General features: G+C 69.4%; 13 protein-coding genes and 4 pseudogenes. 10 read left to right on the forward strand and 7 right to left on the reverse strand.

What is annotated here, in order from left to right; translation table 11 throughout:
• The first annotated feature begins 23 nt into the window (after positions 1-23).
• A complete protein-coding gene (locus tag GXP74_RS02095; protein ID WP_182449702.1) occupies positions 24-1,808 on the forward strand; it encodes a recombinase family protein in 1,785 nt (594 codons plus the stop codon).
• A 111-nt stretch (positions 1,809-1,919) separates the two neighbouring features.
• Here the strand turns inward: GXP74_RS02095 and GXP74_RS42010 are convergent.
• Both GXP74_RS42010 and GXP74_RS02100 read right to left on the reverse strand, forming a co-directional pair.
• Positions 1,920-2,537, reverse strand: a pseudogene (locus tag GXP74_RS42010) (hypothetical protein); the annotation flags it as partial.
• Between the two features lie 387 nt (positions 2,538-2,924).
• Positions 2,925-3,422: a helix-turn-helix domain-containing protein gene (locus tag GXP74_RS02100; protein ID WP_182449703.1), complete on the reverse strand. Its 498-nt coding sequence runs from the start codon at positions 3,420-3,422 to the stop codon at positions 2,925-2,927.
• Between the two features lie 427 nt (positions 3,423-3,849).
• Between GXP74_RS02100 and GXP74_RS02105 the strand changes: the two genes are divergently transcribed.
• From GXP74_RS02105 to GXP74_RS39995, 5 genes are all read left to right on the forward strand, one after another.
• A complete protein-coding gene (locus tag GXP74_RS02105; protein WP_182449704.1) occupies positions 3,850-4,869 on the forward strand; it encodes a hypothetical protein in 1,020 nt (339 codons plus the stop codon).
• 193 nt (positions 4,870-5,062) lie between these two features.
• Positions 5,063-6,133: a DUF2637 domain-containing protein gene (locus GXP74_RS02110; RefSeq protein ID WP_182449705.1), complete on the forward strand. Its 1,071-nt coding sequence runs from the start codon at positions 5,063-5,065 to the stop codon at positions 6,131-6,133.
• Between the two features lie 505 nt (positions 6,134-6,638).
• On the forward strand, positions 6,639-7,028 hold the full coding sequence (locus GXP74_RS02115) for a plasmid mobilization relaxosome protein MobC (protein WP_182449706.1): 390 nt from the start codon (positions 6,639-6,641) through the stop codon (positions 7,026-7,028).
• A complete protein-coding gene (locus GXP74_RS39990; RefSeq protein WP_225448762.1) occupies positions 7,025-8,758 on the forward strand; it encodes a relaxase/mobilization nuclease domain-containing protein in 1,734 nt (577 codons plus the stop codon). The genes GXP74_RS02115 and GXP74_RS39990 overlap by 4 nt, the downstream gene beginning before the upstream one ends.
• Positions 8,759-8,958: 200 nt before the next feature.
• The gene (locus GXP74_RS39995; RefSeq protein WP_225448546.1) at positions 8,959-9,390 is read left to right on the forward strand and encodes an ATP-binding protein; all 432 of its coding nucleotides are present in this window, start codon (positions 8,959-8,961) and stop codon (positions 9,388-9,390) included.
• Positions 9,391-9,411: 21 nt separating this feature from the next.
• Here the strand turns inward: GXP74_RS39995 and GXP74_RS02125 are convergent, their stop codons facing one another.
• Together GXP74_RS02125 and GXP74_RS02130 are read right to left on the reverse strand one after the other, a co-directional pair.
• Entirely contained in the window at positions 9,412-11,064 is a 1,653-nt protein-coding gene (locus GXP74_RS02125) for an IS1182 family transposase (RefSeq protein ID WP_225447661.1), read from the reverse strand.
• A gap of 371 nt (positions 11,065-11,435) precedes the next feature.
• Positions 11,436-11,726: pseudogene (locus GXP74_RS02130) on the reverse strand (hypothetical protein); the annotation flags it as partial.
• Positions 11,727-12,040: 314 nt separating this feature from the next.
• On the opposite strand from GXP74_RS02130, the pseudogene GXP74_RS40000 reads away from it, so the two are divergent.
• From GXP74_RS40000 to GXP74_RS02145, 4 genes and pseudogenes are all read left to right on the forward strand, one after another.
• A pseudogene (locus GXP74_RS40000) lies at positions 12,041-12,718 on the forward strand (FAD/NAD(P)-binding protein); the annotation flags it as partial.
• Positions 12,719-13,477: 759 nt separating this feature from the next.
• The gene (cysC, locus tag GXP74_RS40005; protein ID WP_225448547.1) at positions 13,478-14,065 is read left to right on the forward strand and encodes an adenylyl-sulfate kinase; all 588 of its coding nucleotides are present in this window, start codon (positions 13,478-13,480) and stop codon (positions 14,063-14,065) included.
• Positions 14,062-14,998, forward strand: a pseudogene (cysD, locus tag GXP74_RS02140) (sulfate adenylyltransferase subunit CysD). The gene cysC and the pseudogene cysD overlap by 4 nt, the downstream one beginning before the upstream one ends.
• Positions 14,999-15,000: 2 nt before the next feature.
• On the forward strand, positions 15,001-15,282 hold the full coding sequence (locus GXP74_RS02145; protein WP_182449710.1) for a hypothetical protein: 282 nt from the start codon (positions 15,001-15,003) through the stop codon (positions 15,280-15,282).
• 101 nt (positions 15,283-15,383) lie between these two features.
• On the opposite strand, the gene GXP74_RS02150 is transcribed toward GXP74_RS02145, so the two are convergent.
• The 3 genes from GXP74_RS02150 to GXP74_RS02160 all read right to left on the reverse strand — a co-directional run bounded on the left by GXP74_RS02150 (position 15,384) and on the right by GXP74_RS02160 (position 18,690).
• Positions 15,384-16,913 carry a UDP-N-acetylglucosamine 1-carboxyvinyltransferase gene (locus GXP74_RS02150; RefSeq protein ID WP_182449711.1) on the reverse strand — a complete coding sequence of 510 codons (1,530 nt, stop codon included), beginning with the start codon at positions 16,911-16,913 and terminating at the stop codon, positions 15,384-15,386.
• A 74-nt stretch (positions 16,914-16,987) separates the two neighbouring features.
• Positions 16,988-18,358 carry a condensation domain-containing protein gene (locus tag GXP74_RS02155; protein WP_182449712.1) on the reverse strand — a complete coding sequence of 457 codons (1,371 nt, stop codon included), beginning with the start codon at positions 18,356-18,358 and terminating at the stop codon, positions 16,988-16,990.
• Entirely contained in the window at positions 18,355-18,690 is a 336-nt protein-coding gene (locus tag GXP74_RS02160; protein WP_182449713.1) for an acyl carrier protein, read from the reverse strand. Before GXP74_RS02160 ends, GXP74_RS02155 begins: the two co-directional genes overlap by 4 nt.
• Between the last annotated feature and the right edge of the window lie 4 nt (positions 18,691-18,694).

An 18,694-nucleotide genomic window follows, 5' to 3' on the forward strand; every position in this document is an offset into this window, starting at 1 on the left:
ACGGTCATCTGTATGCTCCTCATGTGACTACATCCCTCCGCCGCTTCCCGCAGCAGGCCACTGGCCCTGATCCCGAGCTGACCGAGGCAGTCATCCGCATCGCCGTCAGCTATGTGCGGCAGTCGGCCGCAAAGGCGGACCGGACCGAGGCGTCACCGATGACGCAACGGGCCGCGAACGAGAGGGAGTCGGAGCGCTGGGGTACTTTCGGAGGCCACTATGAGGACATCGGCATCTCCGGCTGGGATCCGGACGCGGGCCGCGAGGGCTTCGAGCGTATGCTCCGGGACGCCCGCAACGGCGATTTCCAGGTCCTGATCGTCTACAACGTCAGCCGCTTCTCGCGGCGCGAGGTGATGGACGCGATCCCGGTCGTGACGGAACTGCACCGGCTGGGTGTCACCATCGTGAGCGTGATGGAGGGCGTCTTCGCCCCCAGGGACAACATGGCCCTGATCTACCTGATCATGCGTCTGGACGCCGCTCACCAGGAGTCCCAGAACAAGAGCGTCGCCGTCCGGGAGGTAAAGGCCATCCAACGGGCGGCCGGCAGCTGGATGGGCGGTGCCGCACCCTACGGGCTGCGCGCTGAGAAGGAGCTGCAGGGCAAGCTCGCCATCTACAAGCTGCGGCACGAGCCAGAGGAAGCGGAGAACCTCCGCAGGATCTGGGCGACCATCCGTGAGCACATGGGCCAGCCGATCAAGGCCGGGAAGAAGCACCCGGGTTCGATCTCGGGGATCTGCACCGACATGAACCAACGCGGCGTGCCGACGCGCGGTCGGCGCACGGCGAAGGAGCGCACCGGCTCGCAGTGGTCGTCCCGCACGCTGAGCGGCATCCTGGCCAACCCGGCGATCGCTGGCATGAGCTACGAGACCATGTACCGATCCCGGCCTGACGGTATACAGACTAAAACCGTCGAGGGATACCGCATCCACCGGGACGAAGAGGGTCGACCCCTCATGATCTGTGATCCGATCATCTCTCCCGCTGAGTGGTACGAGCTGCAGGAGTGGCTGGCCGGACGGGGGCAGGGCCGGGGGCTTACCCGCGGCACCTCGATCCTCGCCGGGCTGCGAACCGTCGAGCACGACGCAGTACTCACCTGCGAGTGCGAGCGCCCGATGACGAGTATGAACACGGCATCGAAGAACCCCAAGGCCAAGCCGGTCTACCGCTGCACCCGTGCCAATGCCGTCCCAGACAAGGCTGACGAGCACGAGGGCGGGAACGCGGTCATGGTGGTCCACCTCGATGACCACGTGGCCCGCCGGATCTTCAACCTGATCCAGACAGCAGAGGGGGACGACGGAGCCTTGGCGGTGCTGAATGCCGCGACCAACACGTTCGCCCAGTCGCAGGAGAATCCCGCGCAGGTTGCCGAGCGATCAGCCGTCGTCGCTGAACGTGCTGACGCGCAGAGGGCGCTGGATGAGCTGTACGACGATCTCGATGCCAGCGTCTACGCGGGTAAGACCGGTCGGGAGCGCTTCCTCGCCAAGAAGGCGAAGATCGATGCCCGGCTTGGGGCAGTCGATGTTCGCCTCTCGGAGATCAGCACGCCCAAGGACGTCGTGCTCCCGCTGATGCAGTGGCTACCTGCAGATCCGGAAGCGGATCCGGTTGGTCCCGGCTCCTGGTGGTACGGAGCTGAAATGGAGGAGAAGCGGGCCTTCGTCAGCCTGTTCGTCGAGCGCATCACAGTGAGCAAGGCCGCCACGCGCTGGGGGCACGCCCGCCGAGGCAGCTATGACGTCGGCGAGCGTGTCGAGATCGAGTTCGTGAAGGTCAAGGAGCAGAGTTAATCTGCCGCCCGGCAGCGTCAGCGTAGGCGTGGAGTACCGGTAGACAGCACCGCTGCGCGTCCTGTGCTCGATTACCGTAATAGCGAGCGTGCTTGTGCTCCTCCCGCCGGAGGCGCGCAGGGCGCCCCGCAACGACGGAACGCTCTCGGCGAGGTGCCATGAGCGGGAGCGGATCTCGAAGAGCCCGAGCTCGGGTGCTGCCGCCAGGCGGACGGCGATCGTGGTGCTCGGCTGGGGGCCAGTGCCGTTCTTGGCGCGAACCTTGCGGTCGGACAGGAGCTCGGGGCATCCGCAGGGTCGGCCGGCGACTGCGCCGGGGCTCAGGTGGAGGCGTCCGTCGCAATGGTGGACCAGCCCCATCCGAGTCCAGCGCTGCATGGAGAAGCGAACAGCGGTGGGGCCATCGAGCAGCACTGGAATGCTGGCAGTGGTGCTGGCGACCTCCAACTGCTCATTGCCGTCTGCGGCCTGTCGGCGAGCGACTTCACCGCCGAGCTGTCGAGCCACGGCTTGGGCGACAGCCTCGGAGGCGGTAAGCACATGCCAGTTGGCGAGTGCTTGAGGCCGGTTGTCGACGGAGCGCCCTGCGTGGAACGTGCCGACGATGACGTTGCTGCTCGCATCGCTGATCGGGGCCGGTGCAGAGGCGAGGATCGGCTTGGGAGACTTGGGGAGAACCCTGCGGTGGGGCAGTGCGCGGGGAGGAGTGGTCAGGCTTATGGGCAGGATCCTTCTGGGCGGGGATGGGGATGGCCCCTACTGTGGTCGGGGGACACCGGTGGACCGCGCAGCGCGGTGGGAGGCGCTGGCGGATCGACGAGGTGAGCGCGCCCCTGCCGTGCTGGGCGGCATGCGCACGGGTGTGTGGAGAATCCGGGCTCAGGTGAACAGCCGTGAGCGACGGGCCACTGACCGCTGGGAAGCTGAGCGGTCAGAATGGGTCCGTCGGCAGCGCGCCGACGGCTCTGCCGCGCAGGTGGCGGCTGGATACGCGGCGGGGCGTGTCCGAGCGAGGGTCGACCGCTGTCCAGGCGCGTCGGGAGCAGTCACCGACGATGGACGGCGCGTCGCCGCCGGGGTGCTGGTCGTTCGGAGGCACTGTGCCCCTTTCGATGGTCAGTTGTAGTACCTGCCTTCCGTGATGTGGTTCCAGAGCCCTTGCGCCTCACGTCCGTCGCTGAGGAGGCGGATGCACTGCTCTAGGAGGTTCCCCGAGGCATCGGGATGCCCTTGGAGGTAGGCGGCGGTGGCGACGACCGCGTGGTGCAGCCGGTCCTCTGCTGCCTGCTTCTCGACGAATGCCTCCACTGCCTCTTGGATGAGCCTCCTGGCTTCGACGTCGAGGCCAGCCAGTGGCGGGGACATGAGTTCTTCGAGGGGAAGCTCGAAGACGCGGGCGAAGCCGAGGGCCTCGTCGAGCGTGATCTTGCGCCTGGGGGTGCTGTTCTCGATGCGCCAGACGGCGGTCTGGTTCATTGGCACCCCCGCCTTGGTCATGCGGGCCGCCAGTTCCGTGGTGCTCCAGCCGCGCACCTCGCGTTCGAGGCCGACGCGCGCGGCGGCATTGCCTTCGCTGTACAGCGAAGGCGTTTGGAACCACTCGGCATCCTGCATTCCAACCTCCTCTGACCGTCAGCACTAAGCCTACCACGACCTTCCCCTTTTGAAATACGCCCTCTCCGGTTTGCATATTCGGCCGCAGATGTGGTTGCCTCTTCATTGTGGATAGATGCCTAGGCGAAAGGGAAGATAATCATTGACCTTGTGCAAGCCATCGGGCCAGTCGTACGCGGTCAGATGCGAGGGCGTGGACGTAGTCAGAGTGAGCGCGTAGCCGTGCCCCCCGACGCAGGGGAAGGGCGGTAGCCGTAGCCAGGGAATCGACGATCGGAGATACAACCTGACGTGTGATCAGCGTCTCTACTGCCAGGTCCGCTTGCTGGAGGTTCGCGTGGTACCGTCCGTGGTCCACGAACTGAATAGGCGACCCCGGCAGTGCGCTAACACCCCGGGGTCCGGCACCAAGGAGCCTCAACTCCCGATGCGTGTTCATCTTAGCCGCCATGCGCGCGGCTTCACTGTCCTGCCCAACTTCCTCCTTCAGGACCGGCGGTTGTCGTACACCGCCCGGGGTCTGCTGGCCGACCTGCTCTCGCGTCCCGACGGGTGGCGCGAGGACGGCCGGCAGATGGCCGACACCAGCCCGCAGGGCCGCACCGCCGTCTACAAGGCCCTGCGGGAGTTGGCCGCAGCCGGGTACTACCGGGTGGTGCGGGTCCGCCGCGCGGATGGGACCTTCCACAACGAGTCCCATGTCTACGACACCCCGCAGACCGGCACCGGCCAGCAGCCGGGAGGACGAGCCCAGCAGAGCGCTGCTCCGGGTGCCGTCAGTCCGGAAACCGGTAGTGCGGCTGTCGATGCGGCTGGCTCCAACCCCGTAAAGGACCTGGAGAAAGAACCCTCCCTCCCTGCACCCGGCCAGCAGGCCGGGCAGCGCCACGGCGGAAGCCCCGCCGCCGCAGTCGGGTTGGGAGGGCGGGAAGCCGCTGATCCCACACCCCCCACCGCGCCCAGGGAGCCTGACGCGGCAGCCGCTGCCGCCGAGGGCCCTTTGCGGCGGGCTGCGCAGACGCTGCTGCGTGCGCTGGGCGCCGAGCCGCGCTTGCGGCTCGGCGCCGTCGAGGCCATGGACCTGGCACCCCGGGTACTGCCGTGGCTGGAGCGCGGGTGCAGCGAGCGTGACCTGCGCGATGCGCTGGTGAGTGGGCTGCCGGAGCGGGTCCACAGTGCGAGTGCGCTGCTGCGCGACCGCTTGGAGCGCAAGCTGCCGCCCGTACCGGCCCAGGTGCCCGCGTCCGGGTCTGCCAGTGCACCGCTGGGGGAGTGCCGGACCTGCGGTGATCCAGTGCGGCAGGCGGGCATCTGCCGCACCTGCGCCGGATTCGGCCCCCGCCCGGTGGCCGTCGGCACGGGCGAGGCCGCCTCCCGACGCGGAGCAGCCTTGGTGCGCGCCGCCATGCGACCCGCCAGCCGCCAGCCCGCCCTCAGCAGAGCCTGACCACCCGCCCACAGCGGGCCACCCCTCACCCTCCACGCCCTGCCCCTTCGTCGGCCCGGCGACGCCGCGCCGAGCCGCCGCACCGGGCTGAGCCCTGCGCCGGCCCGCCGCCCTCGCACCCTGGCCTGCCCGCGCAGGCACCCCCCTGCCTACCTTCGAGCGCCCTCCTGGAGGACCCTTGTCCACCCCTGCCATGCCCCCGTCCCCGACCACGGCATCCGGTGCCGCAGGTCACCGGGCCACGCTCTGGGACCGCCTCGCGGTCCTGATGCTCGGCGCGGCCGGATGCGTCCTGTCGTATGACGCGCTGCGGCAGATGGCCTTCGCCATCCACGTCCGCTCCGCCCTCACGTACCTGTTCCCGGTGGTGATCGACGGTTTCATCGCCTACGGCGTGCGCGCCCTGCTGGTCCTTCGAGACGCGCCGCTGCGGGCCAGGCTCTACGTGTGGGCGCTGTTTGCGTCGGCCACCGTGGCCAGCATCTGGGCCAACGCCTTGCATGCGATCCGCCTGAACCAACTGCCCACCGCAGGGACGGAACTGCGCCTGGGCGACACCACCGTCGGCGTCCTGTCCACCCTGGCCCCCCTCGCCCTGGCCGGAGCCACCCACCTCCACATCCTGATCACCCGCCACGGCGGCACCCACCCCCCGACTACCGGACACCGCGCCGCCAGCGCCCCGAAGCCGGTCCCCGAAGCCGAAACGGTCCCCGCGCCGACGCCGGCTCCGGCAGCCGAGACGCTCGCCGCCGTCCCCGCCACCGGGGTGGAGGTGGACCAGGAGCTGCTCCCGACTTCCGGACAGCTCACCGACGGCGCACAGCCGCCTCTCCCCGAAGCCGAACCGGTCCCCGTACCGACGCCGGCGACAGCACCCGAAGCGCCCAGCTCCCTGCCCGTCGCTGGCCTGGAGGCGGACCAGGAGCCGATCCCGGATCCTGATCCGGCGGGCATGAGCGTGCTGGAGCAGTTGGCGGCCTGGGAGGTTGTTGATGCTGGTCAGGGCTATGCGCGGACTTCCGGTCGGCCTGCCCATCCGGGTCGCACCGGGCGTCCCCCGGCCGCGACCATCGAGGAACTGGTCCACGTCGTGCGCGACGCGCACCCCGACCTGGAGGACCTGAGCCGCACATCCGGACGCGCCGCGATCAACGCCCAGGGACTTACGGTCAGCGCCGACCGGCTGACCGAAGTCCTAGACCGGCTGCGTCCCGACGCCGAGGCCCGCCCCCGAACGGGCCTGGCCGCCGACCACAGCTGAACCGCCTGCGGGGGTTATCTGGGACGACTTCCGGACCACTCCCGCCTTACCCGCTCGCCCACCCGGACCATCCACCCAGCCTCAGACCCGGAACCCCGTCCTGAACCGGGCAGTGCGTCCGGAACACCCCCGACCCACCCGCCGAACTCTGGAGTTGCCCGTGACTGACCGCCCCGAACACCGCCTGTCCGCCACCGCGGCAGGCTCAACTATGCTGAGCAGTAGTGATGCTGAGGCGTCGCACACGAACGACGGAGCCAGCACTAGCCTGCGACCGCCCTACGGGCGTTCGCAGGCGCAGGCCCCCGCCCAGGGGGGCGGGGGTGCTCCGGCGAGGGCGCCGGAGCTGGGGGGTGTCGCGGCCGAGGGCTGCCGCGACCAGGACCAGCTTCACACCACCACCCCACCGCCCGAAGCCGCAGCTGCTGATGTTGTGCCGCGTGCTGTTCGTGCGTCCGCTGCCGCTGCCGCGCGTCGTAAGCCCAAGCGCCGTACCCGTGACGCCGTGCGACAGAAGAAGTCCCGTGTCACCGTCCGCTTCGACAGCGACGAGAAGCGACTCCTCGAAGAGCAGGCCGCCACCGCCGGCCTGTCGCTCGCCCACTTCATCGCCCGCCGCGTCCTGGCCGCCACCGGCGCCCCGGTGGCGGGCGGTGGTGTCGAGCAGTTGGACGAGGCGATCGACGAGCTGGCCGCTGCCCGCAGCGCGCTGGCACCGTGGGGCAACAACCTCAACCAGATCGCCAAGCACCTGAACGCCGAAGGCGTCCTGCTCCTGGGGCTGGCAGGTGAGTTCGCCGCTGTCGCGCCCGGGCTGCTGGCGCAGGTGCGCGCGGACGTTGCCCGCATCGACGAGAGCGTGTTCCGCCTGGCGCGTCGTCGGGGGCGCGGATGATCGCCAGCGTCAGCCGCGGCGACTACACCCGCGGCATCCTCGCCTACGCCTACGGACCAGGCGAACAGGACGAGCACACCGACCAGCACACCGTCGCCGGCTTCGAGGACCTGCTGCCCGACCCGGGCCTTGCCGCCGACTTCCAGCAGGCCGTCAGCCAGCTCGCGAAGATCCTGGACCTGCGCGTCGTCCAGGCCGGCAAGGGTGCCCCGAAGGAGCATGTGTGGCACTGCTCGCTGCGCGCCGCACCCGAGGACCCGCACCTGTCCGACCAGCAGTGGGAGGACATCGCCCGCCGCGTCATGAACGCCGCCGGCATCGCCCCCACCGGTGATCCGGACGGCTGCCGGTGGGTGGTGGTACGCCACGCCCAGGACCACGTCCACATCATCGCCACCACGGTGCGTGCTGACCTGACCGGCGCGCGGCTGCACAACGACTGGCAGCGCGTCATGGACGAACTCACCCTCATCGAACAGGACTACGGCCTGCGCGAGGTCCCCCGCGAGCCCCACGGCAGGGGGTCGGCGCGCACTACCGCCAAGCGGCCCACCCGCGCCGAGGTGCACAAGGCAGGGCGTCAGGGTCGCGAGCCGTCGCGGCCGGTGCTGAGGACGGCGGTGCGCGAGTCGCTGGCAGGAGCTGTGAGCGAGGAGGAGTTCTTCGGCCGTCTCGCCGACCACGGCATCCTGGTCAAGGTCCACCGCCTGCCCTCGGGTGACGCGAAAGGCTACTCCTTCGCGGTGCCCGGTGACCGCAACGGAGCGGGCCAGCCGGTCTGGTACTCCGGCAGCAAGCTGGGCCCCGACCTGACCCTGCCCCGGATCCGCGCGCGCCTGGCGATCACCGCCGACGAGCCCGGCGAGGCCATCAGCAGGGCGGCCACTGCTCGCCCCGCCCTGCTGCACGCCGGGCGCCTGGTCGACCAGGCCCTGGACGATCTCACGGGCAGCGGCTCCGGCGAGGGGCCCGACCCGCAGGCGCTACTGGCGCAGGCGGCCGGGCTGGGCGAGGTCCTGGACGCCCTGGCGCAGACCCACCATGGACCCACGCGCGCCCAGATCGCCGCCGCCGCGAAGGCGTCCGGGCAGGCCGTGTACCTGCACGAGCGCGCCGCCGACCAAAAAATGCGGGCCCTGCGCTCAGCCGCCCGCGCCCTGCTGGCGGGCGGCCCCAGCCTTGGCAGGGCCAACGACGGCGACGCGGCAGCAGCCCTGTTCGACATCCTGATGCTGATGGCCATCACCCTGTACCGCCTTCACCGGGCCGCAGGGCAACGCCAGCACGCCGCCACGGCCAAAGCCACCCGCGACCAGCTGCGGGCCGCCTACACCCAGGCCGCCGCCAAACCCCTCACCGCCCTTACCGCTCACGGCAAAAGGCTGCCGCAGGCCGTCCAGGCGCGGCACACCGCCACGGTCCGCCAGGCGCTGCCCGCGGACCTGGCCGGTCGGGTTCTGGGCGGGCACGAGTGGCTGGCGCTGGCCGCCACCCTCACCGAAGCCCAGACCCACGGCCACGACCCCGCCGCCCTCCTGCGGCAAGCCATCGGCTCGCGCGAGATGGACAGCGCCGACAACCCCGCCGCCGTCCTGCTCTGGCGCACCCGCCGCACCGCCAACCTCCCCGCCATCACCCCACCCCGACCCGCCAAGCGTCGGACCACCACCCCGGCACCGGCTCCGGCCGCGCTCCCGCCCGCGCCGCCCGCCGCGCCGCGCCGGCGCTGACCAACCCACCCTGGGGGCGGCACTACCCGCAGTGCCGCCCCCGACTCCCATCAGCAAGGACCAAGCACCTGCCTACCGCTCCCGCCCAGCAGCGCGCCACGTTCTCCACGCCCAGGGCCGCCGAGTTCCTGAACAAGCACAACCTGCAGTCCCAGACCGGACAGCACGCCGACAGGTTCGGCGACGTCGTCGTCAAGGAACTGCTCGACAACGCCCTGGACGCCGCCGAGGCCACCACCCCCAACCCCGAGATCAGCCTCGCCCTCGCTCCGGCCGACGGACTGGTCCGGGTGACGGTCACCGACAACGGGCCGGGCATGCCCGCTGAGGTGGTCGAGCAGCTCCTGGACTTCGGCAACAACGTCTCCGACAAGGCGTCCTACCGCTCACCGACCCGTGGCCTGCAGGGCAACGCCTTCAAGACCCTCATCGGCATCCCCTACGCCCTCGGCGTCGCTGAACCGCTGGTCATCGAAGCCCACGGCACACGCCACGAGGTCGGGGCGTCCCTTGACCCCGGCGGCAACGTGGTCATCCGCCACGACACCAGCCCCAGCACCCGGACGGTGGGGACAGCGGTGACCGTGCCGCTGCCGGCCGGGCTGATCAGGGCGGAGGATGCGGGGCGATGACTCTGCTGCGCAATTCGTGGGTCAGGCCGTGAGTCGGTAGGCGAGGTGTTCGAGGCGGCTGCTGCGGGTGTGGTGCTGGTCGTGGCCGGTCCAGTGGGCGTCGAGCCGGATGATGTTGAGGGCGGTGGCGGAGAAGGCGTGCTGGAGGCGGACTTTCGGTAGTCCGCGGTAGCGGGCCCGGCGGATGCCGGTGATGTCGAGGGCCTGATTGATGGTGCCCTCGACGCCGGCGCGCAGGGCGTACTTGTTCTTCCAGGTGTCGGTTTTCTGCTCGGCGCGGGCTCGGGCGAGGTTCTCGTGGAGTTCCTCGGGCCTGAGGGTGAGCATGCGGCGCCCGGGTTTCGAGGTGGTGCACTGGTTCTGGAAGGGACAGGTGCGGCAGGTCAGGACGCTGAAGGTGATCACGATGGCGTCGGTGCCGTGTTGTTTGACGGGGTTCCAGTGGGAGCTGGTCTTCCCGGCGGGGCAGCGGACCTGTCTGGTCTTCCAGTTGATGGTGAAGGCGGTCTTGTCGAAGCCTTCGGCGGCCTTGGCCTGCGCGCAGTGGTCCAGAAGGACCGGGGTGACCATGCGGATGCCGTCCCGCATGGCATTGGTGATCAGGTCGGCCGACGGGTAGCCGGAGTCGAGGTAGTGCTCGGCCGGCTTCACTCCGTGCTTCGCGAGGCTCTGCTGGATGGGGGCGGTGGCCTTCACGTCCGGCACGGTTGCGTCGGTGGTGTGCACGTCGGTGATCAGGTTCGGCATTCTCCCGGGCCCGGCGTCGGCGTCGGGGAGGGTGGTGCAGGTTTCCGTGAGGTGGATCTTGTAGCCGCACCAGAACAGGTCCTCGCCCTTGGCCGCCCAGCGTGCGTCCGCGTCATAGGGGGAGGCCAGGCGGAGTTGGCCGGGCGGGACGCCGTCGTCGGAGTCCCGCTTCTTGATCACCTGCCGTCCTCTGGAATCGCTGCGGATGAGGTAGGTCTGCACGAGGACCTGACGCAGCAGGCGCACGGCCTCGATCTCCCTGATCCAGCCCGGAGTGTCCTTCGCCCAGGCCGCCCGGCACAAGGCGAGGGCGTCCTGGCCGAAGACCTGCGCGAGGCGGGCACGCTTGGTCTGCGAGGGAGGGATGCGCCAGCCGTCAATGCGCGGCCCGTACCGCTCGGCGAATTCCGTCACGTCGATCTGCCCGGCCAGCCAAAGTGGCGCCGCGACGGCGAGAGCCTCCAGCGCTGCCCGCACGCTCTCACCGGCCAACTCCAGGCGGTTCAAGTCCCGCACCGCACTGATCACATGAGTGGAGTCGGTGCGCTGTTTGCCCCCGGCTGCCACCAGGCCGGCGTCCTTGCAGTGCTCCAGGAGCCGGTCGAAGACCACCCGCTCCATGCCGTCACCCGCGAGACGGGTCCGGAACCTGGACAGCACGCTGGCATCGAAGCCGGTGTCCGCCAGCTCCGCCCCGAGCGCGTACTTCCAGTCAATGGCCCGCACCGCCATTGCCGCGGCCTGCCGATCCGTGAGGTCCTCCGCGAACTGCAACACCGTGACCAGCGACAACGCCCCTGGTGACAGCCCCGGCGCCCCACGCACCCCGAACGCGTCGGCGAACGGCTCGTCGACGAAGACCTCCGCGAGGTGATCCCGCACCCGTATCGCCAGGCTCCCCTTCGGGAACGCCGCCCGGGCCACCACCCTGGTCTGCTCCGGGATCTCCGGCAGCCCCACCGGCCGCATCGACATCCGTACCGCCTCCATGGCCGCACGGCAGAGAAGCGACCTCGAAGACGATTATCCCGGACCTGCACTCACCTACACAGCGAATTGCGCAGCAGAGTCACCGACAAGGGCAAAACCGCCCTGGTCATACCGCGCGACGTCGCGCAGGCGTGCGCTCAGGCCCTGACCACGGCAACCCGCGTCCTGCACAAGGACTAGCGCTCCACCCAGCACGCCGACCGCGTACCAGCCTGCGAAGTCCTCGTCGCACCACACCCCGTCCAGCCGGTCTCGCACCCACATCGCCGTGGTACCGCCCGGGTTGCTCGCCTGGGCGATCTGCGCGGTCAGAGACGGGACCTGCTCACCGGAACGGGGATGGAGGGGCAAAGGGCACCTCGGAAGCTGTATGCGATCGTTGCGAGTTGTCGCGCCGAGGTCACGGTGAGCCCGTTGACGGGAACCGTGTAGCCGAGTGCGGCAAGGACTGGTGCGGCCTCCCGGACAGTCGCGCCGATCCTGCCCTTGGTCAGGCCGGCTGCCTCGGCGAGCGGCTCCTGCGCCATGGACCAGCGCTTCTTGAGGAGGTAAACCACCAGGTGGTCGGTGGCGGAGAGACGACGGCTGCCGGCGGGGCCGGTCGACTCCCCAACTTCTGCCAGGCGAGCGACCCGGCGCACGCCGCCAAAGCCGAGCACCCGCGCCGCGGCCCCCAGCGTCAACCGCCGCTGCCGCTCATCCAGCTGCGGCAGCAAACCGAGCGGAGCAACTCACCCAGTACTGCCGTCGTCTCGTCCGTCATACCCTGATCCTAGGCCCCCAACCACCCCACCAGATCAAGGAGTTATTCTTCGGCAGCTCCCTGGAGTCGGTCGGACTGAAATCCCGTCAACCCGAAGACTGTTGAACATATACTCCATCCATTTAGTAGAGAATACGGACAGAGCTTCGAATGCCTGACGCAGGCGGTCATGACCCTCGCAAACTCCTAGTAGTGGGAGCTGGTGCCACAGGAACCATGGTCGCCATCCAGGTAGCCGAGGAGTCTGCCGGGCGGCGTCTGCGCGTAGACCTCACTCTGGTCGATCCCGGTCCTGAGACCGGACTGGGCATGGCATACGCCACCACCAACCCTCGTCATCGGCTGAACGTCCCTGCAGGGGCGATGAGCTGCTTCCCCGACCGGCCGCACCACTTCGTGCGCTGGCTTGTCCGACACCGGGACCCGAGCGCAACCGAGCGCACCTTCGCCCCCAGACGTCACTACGGCGACTACCTCGCGGCCAGCCTAGCGAACGCAGTCGAGCAGGCCGAGGGGTGGACGACCCTGCGGCGGCTTCACCTACGGGCGACAGCCTGCTCATGGCACCGCGACCACGCCGAGGTCAGGCTGACCGACGGATCCGCAGTGACCGCCCATAGCGTGGTACTCGCAACCGGACCGTTGGCCGGAATCGCTGGCTGGGCGCCGAGCGAACTGCGTGAATCGAAGCGATTCGTGGGTGACCCCTGGAAGGGCGACGCACTGGCCGAGCCATGCGCCGACGGCAGCGACGTTCTGCTGGTCGGCAGCGGCCTGACCGCTATGGACGTGGCCTTGGCTATCGAGCGCCCGGGGCGCACCGTGCACGCCCTCTCCCGCCACGGGATGTTGCCGCAAGCCCATGCAGTCACACCACTGGCGCCGGTGCCACCCACAGAGCCGCTGGCCGGACTCCCCTTGCCCCGGCTGCGTCAGGCCACCCTGCGCCACATCCAGCACGTGACGCGCGAGCAAGGCGACTGGCGCCCGGCCCTCGACGGGCTGCGCCCGCTGACGTCCGGAATATGGCGCGCGCTAAGCCAGCGGGACCGGGCCGACTTCCTACGGACCGACCAGCACATCTGGAATGTTCACCGACACCGGATGGCACCCGAGACGGCGGAGTCCGTCCAGCGGCTCCGGGCGTCCAGGCGGTTGCGTCTCCGCACGGGGGAGGTAACCGCCGTCCGCACCGAGGGTGACCTGCTCGCCGTCACGATGACCGATGGCAAGACTTTGCGGGTCGGATGGGTGGTGGACTGCACCGGGCCAGGCATGCGCACGGCTGACTCAACGGATCCGCTGATCGCGGACCTGCTCGGCTCCGGGCTGGCTCTCCCCGGCGCATTGGGGATGGGGCTCGCGACCACCCCGGCGGGGCAACTGTTGTCCAGGGACAGCCTTGGCCATTCGCTTTGGGCCCTCGGGGCCCACCGCCGTGGCGAACTCTGGGAGAGCACCGCCGTGCCGGAGATCCGAGAGCAGGCTGCGAACCTCGCCAAGGCACTCCTCGACTCCGTCCTGCCCGTGGCCGCCACGGCCGCCGCCAGGCCACGAGTCACGAGGGCTGCCAGAGAGATTACGGATATGGAGGATGTACGGACCCTCCTCGCTTCCGCCAGGCCGAGCCCGCGGTCCTGCCCTCCGGGTTCCACGGTGTGGCTGACCGGGCTACCCAGTGCCGGGAAGAGCAGCATCGCAACCGAGTCGGCCGCCAGGCTTCGTGCCGATGGCCACCGGGTCGAGGTGTTGGACGGGGACGAGATGCGCAGCTTTCTCTCGGCCGAGCTTGGCTTCAGCCGCAAGGACCGGGACACCAATGTACGCCGTATCGGCTTGGTCGCCGAGGTACTCGCGCACAACGGGTTCCTCGTGCTGGTGCCGGTGATCGCACCCTACCGGATCAGCAGGGAGTCCGTCAGGTTGCGGCACGGCCTGGGCCGCATCCCCTACCTGGAGGTTCATGTAGCGACTCCGCTAGAGCTCTGCTTGGAGCGGGACGTGAAGGGCCTGTATGCCAAGCAGGCAGCCGGTGAGCTCTCCGGCCTGACCGGGGTGGACGATCCCTACGAGGCGCCGGAGCACCCGGAGCTACGGCTGAAGACCCAGGACCGCACGGTGGCTGAGTCCGCTGCCGAACTGCTCGCATTCCTCACCAAGAAAGGTCTGGCATGACAACCGCGACCGCGAGCTCGATCGAGCAAAGCGGCGACGGCCCCTTTACGCTGTCGCACCTGGACACGCTGGAGGCCGAGGCCGTCCACATCTTCCGCGAGGTGGCCGGCGAGTTCGAGCGCCCGGTGGTCCTCTTCTCCGGCGGCAAGGACTCCATCGTCATGCTGCACCTGGCGCTGAAGGCCTTCTGGCCGGCCCCGGTGCCGTTCTCGCTGCTGCACGTCGACACCGGCCACAACTTCCCCGAGGTGCTGGCCTACCGCGACCGCACCGTCGCCCGACACGGGCTGCGGCTACACGTCGCCTCGGCGCAGGACTTCATCGACAGCGGCAGGCTGCGCGAGCGGCCGGACGGGCTGCGCAACCCGTTGCAGACCGTGCCGCTGCTGGACGGCATCGAGTCCAACCGCCTCGACGCGGTCTTCGGCGGCGGGCGGCGCGACGAGGAGAAGGCCCGCGCCAAGGAGCGGGTGTTCTCGCTCCGCGACGAGTTCGGTGCCTGGGACCCGCGCCGCCAGCGCCCCGAGCTGTGGTCGCTCTGGCCGCCACTCCCCCGGCGAGCACGTCCGCGTCTTCCCGCTGTCCAACTGGACCGAGCTGGACGTGTTGCAGTACATCGAGCGCGAGGGCATCGAACTGCCGCAGATCTACTACGCCCACGAGCGCGACGTGTTCAAGCGCGACGGAATGTGGCTGACCGCGGGCGGCTGGGGCGGCCCCAAGGCGGACGAGACCGTGGAGCGCCGCCTGGTCCGCTACCGCACCGTCGGCGACATGTCCTGCACCGGGGCCGTCGACTCGGACGCGGCCACCGTCGCCGACGTGGTGACCGAGGTCGCCGCCAGCCGGCTGACCGAACGCGGGGCCACCCGCGCCGACGACAAGGTGTCCGAGGCAGCCATGGAAGACCGCAAGCGCGAGGGGCACTTCTAGACATGTCGACCGAACTGCACCACAACGCACCGTCGTTGGAGACCGGGTCGGCCACCGCTCTGCTGCGCTTCGCCACCGCTGGAGCAGTCGATGACGGCAAGTCAACTCTGGTCGGCCGCCTACTCCATGACTCCAAGTCATTTCTGCCCGACCAGTTGCAGGCGGTGACCGACGCCTCCAACAAGCGCGGCCAGGAAGCACCCGACCTGGCGCTGCAGGTACCGCAGCACGTCCGTAGGCGCAGCCTAGGCGGCCTGGTCAACAAATGCCACACCACCACCTGACGCCACAAGAACCCGAAGTCAGAAATGAATCCTGTAGCCCAAGGCCGCCCGGCCATCGGCCGGGCGGCCCCTCCATCATCCGTGAGACTTCTGGCTACACGTCAGATGTCGCGGAAGACCTTGATCCGCGCACCGACGGAGTTGAGGCGCGAGGCCAGGTCCTCGTAGCCACGGTTGATCACGTAGACGTTGCGCAGGATGGACGTGCCCTCGGCCGCCAGCATCGCAAGGAGGAGAACCATGGCGGGACGCAGCGCCGGGGGGCACATCATCTCGGCGGAGCGCCAGCGGGTCGGACCCTCAATCAGGACCCGGTGCGGGTCCATGAGTTGGATGTGCGCGCCGACGCGGCTCAGCTCGGTCAGGTAGACCGAGCGGTTCTCGTAGACCCAGTCGTGGACCAGGGTCGAGCCGTGCGCGCAGGCCGCGATCGCGGCAAAGAAGGGCAGGTTGTCGATGTTGATGCCGGGGAACGGCATCGGGTGGATCTTGTCGACCGGCGCGATGAGCTTGGAGGGGCGGACCGTCAGGTCGACTAGGCGGGTGCGGCCGTTGGCGGCCGGGTACTCGGGGCTGCGGTCGCAGTCGAGGCCCATCTCGTCGAGGACGGCGAGTTCGATCTCGATGAACTCGATCGGGACCCGGCAGATCGTCAGCTCGGAGTTGGTGACTACGGCTGCGGTCAGCAGGCTCATCGCCTCCACCGGGTCCTCGGAGGGGGCGTAGTCCACGTCGGCGTCGATGACCGCGCGTCCGTGGACCCTCAGGGTGGTGGTGCCGATGCCGTCCACCTGCACGCCCAAGTGCTCCAGAAAGAAGCAGAGGTCCTGCACCATGTAGTTCGCGCTGGCGTTGCGGATGACGGTGGTGCCGGGGTGGCGGGCGGCGGCGAGCAGGACGTTCTCGGTCACCGTGTCCCCGCGCTCGGTGAGCACGATCGGGCGCTGCGGGGACACCTCGCGGTCCACCGTGGCCCGGTAGGTGCCGGTGGTGGCGCTGACATGGAGTCCGAACTGACGCAGAGCCGACAGGTGTGGCTGGACCGTACGGGTTCCCAGGTCGCAGCCGCCCGCGTAGGGGATCTCGAAGCGGTCGGCACGGTGCAGCAGCGGGCCGAGGAACATCAGGATGCTGCGGGTGCGCCGCGCGGCGTCCTCGTCCATGGCTGAGAGGTCGAGCGAAGCCGGAGGAGTGATCTCCAGGTCGGTGCCGTTGTTGATCCAACGGTGGCGCACACCGATGCTGGCGAGGACCTCCAGCAGGCGGTACACCTCTTCGATCCTCGCCGCACGACGCAAGGTGGTGCGACCGGTCGTCAGCAGTGAGGCACAGAGCAGGGCCACGCAGGCGTTCTTACTGGTACGCACCTCGATACTGCCGGAGAGGGTGCGTCCGCCGACCACGCGGAGGTTCATCGGGCCGGCGACTCCCAGCGACACGATCTCGCTGTCGAGCGCTTCGCCGATGCGGGCGACCAGGTCCAAGCCGATGTTCTGGCCGCCCGACTCGATACGGGCCACAGCACTCTGGGTGGTGCCGAGGGCGACGGCAAGCTGGGTCTGGGTCCACCCCTTGTGGGTACGGGCGCTACGAACGAGTTTGCCGATGCGGGAAAGGTAGTCTTCGGTCACTGCGTGAACATATCTCACTTGTGAGATATGGCGCATCTTGGCTGGCTGAGCGGGTGTTCGGCCAGCCAAGTGCGTCATCCCACCGGCGATGGGTCCTTCACGCCTTGGAGAGCCGTGCCGATGAACTCCTCCAGTGGCAGCCCGGCGGACTCCGGGCCCAGCGCGCTGATGAAGGCGGCCAGGCGGGCGATCATGGCCTGGACCTGCTGTTCGGCCACGTAGCCGTCGTTGTAGATCGCCTGGACGGTTGGCCTCTCCCCGCCGGCAACCATCAGTCTGAGGGTCTGCTCCCGGTAACCGCGCCAACGGTTCGACAGGAAGTGGGAGTCCACGAACTCGGCCGTCACTCCGTCGCTCAGCCCCTGGACCGCGCCGCGGCGCGGCGCCCCGAAGACCGGGTCAATCTGGTTGTACAGCAGACTGATCCCGGAAACGGCGTCGTGTTCCCGCAGGAGACCCGCGAATAGCCGGGACGAGTAGGGCGCCCGCGACCGTCGCACCGCGTCGAACGAGGCGGCGGTGACCTTGCGCAGCAGTCCGGCCACGTCACAGTCGCGCAGACCCTCGACCAGGAGCGGCACCCGCCGATGGAACACGCCGACTAGCGGTCGGACCGAGAACGTGTCCCGCCCGGAATAGATGAACGACAGTCCGACCGAGTCCCCCTCCCCGAGCGACCAGGCCGCGAGCACCAGGCAGGCCAGCGGCACAGCGTTGGCCGAGACGCCGAGGGCGTCGGCGAGCTGCCGCGACCGCGCCAGGTGATCGGGGTCGATCGGAGCGGTCAGGTCGCCCCGCCCGAGTCCGGGTTGCGACGGCACGGTAGCGGGCAACCCGTTGTCGGCCACGGCGAACCGGCTCGCGATTGTGCTCCAGTGACGCCCCAGGGCCCGGCTACGCGACTCCGAAACCCGCTGCTGGTCCTGGACGTGGTCCGTGTAGCTGCGGGCGAGGTGGGGGAGCACCGGCCGCTGGCCTCGACCCAGCGCTCGGTAGCTGCGCCAGAGCTCCCAGTTGAAGAGGTAGGAGCCCCAGCCGTCAGTGGCCAGGTGGTCCAGCAGTCCGACCACCAGCGAACCCTGGCCATCCAGCGGCAGCACGTGCAACTCGAGCGGACCCTCGCCTTCTAGGTCGAGCTCGCCGGCGATCAGCCCATCGAGCGCGTCAGGGAGCGCGGACGCCCCGCACACGACGTCGTGCATCCGTATCGGCACAGGGTCGCCGGGGTCGCGGAACACCTGCCCAAAGCCGTCCCCGAGTGGGCGCAGGCGCATCCGCAGCGGCTGGTGTCTGCCCGCAACGTGGGCCGCGGCGGTAGCGAGCAGGTCGACGTCGAGCGGGCCGTCCAGACGCACGCAGACAGGGATCGCACCGTAGCCTCGTCGGCCGAGGCTCAGGTAGTCGTACTGCTCGGAGGAGAGCGGCAGGACGGTGGCGGTCGTCACGGAGTCGGCTCCCATATGACACCGTGGCGCTCGCCCAGTTCGGCCAGCGTCTCGTCGTCGGGCATCCGTGCGGTCCCCGCGTCGATGGCCTCGCGCACGAGCTCCTCGATGTCGGAGACCCGGTCGATGCCGGTGGCATTGTCCATCACCATGTCCTCCATCGCGAACAGGTCCTCCAGGGTGAAGGCGAGTTCAACTAGGGCTAGGGAGTGGAAGCCCAGGTCACCCACCAAGCGGTCGGTGGGGCTGGGGGAGTCGAGGGGCTGGGGAGCCATCAGGCCGACCACCTGGCACAGGAGGCGGGAGAGGTCTGCGGGGTCAGTCTCAGTCATCAGG

Source organism: Streptacidiphilus sp. P02-A3a (assembly GCF_014084105.1).
Lineage (GTDB): Bacteria > Actinomycetota > Actinomycetes > Streptomycetales > Streptomycetaceae > Streptacidiphilus.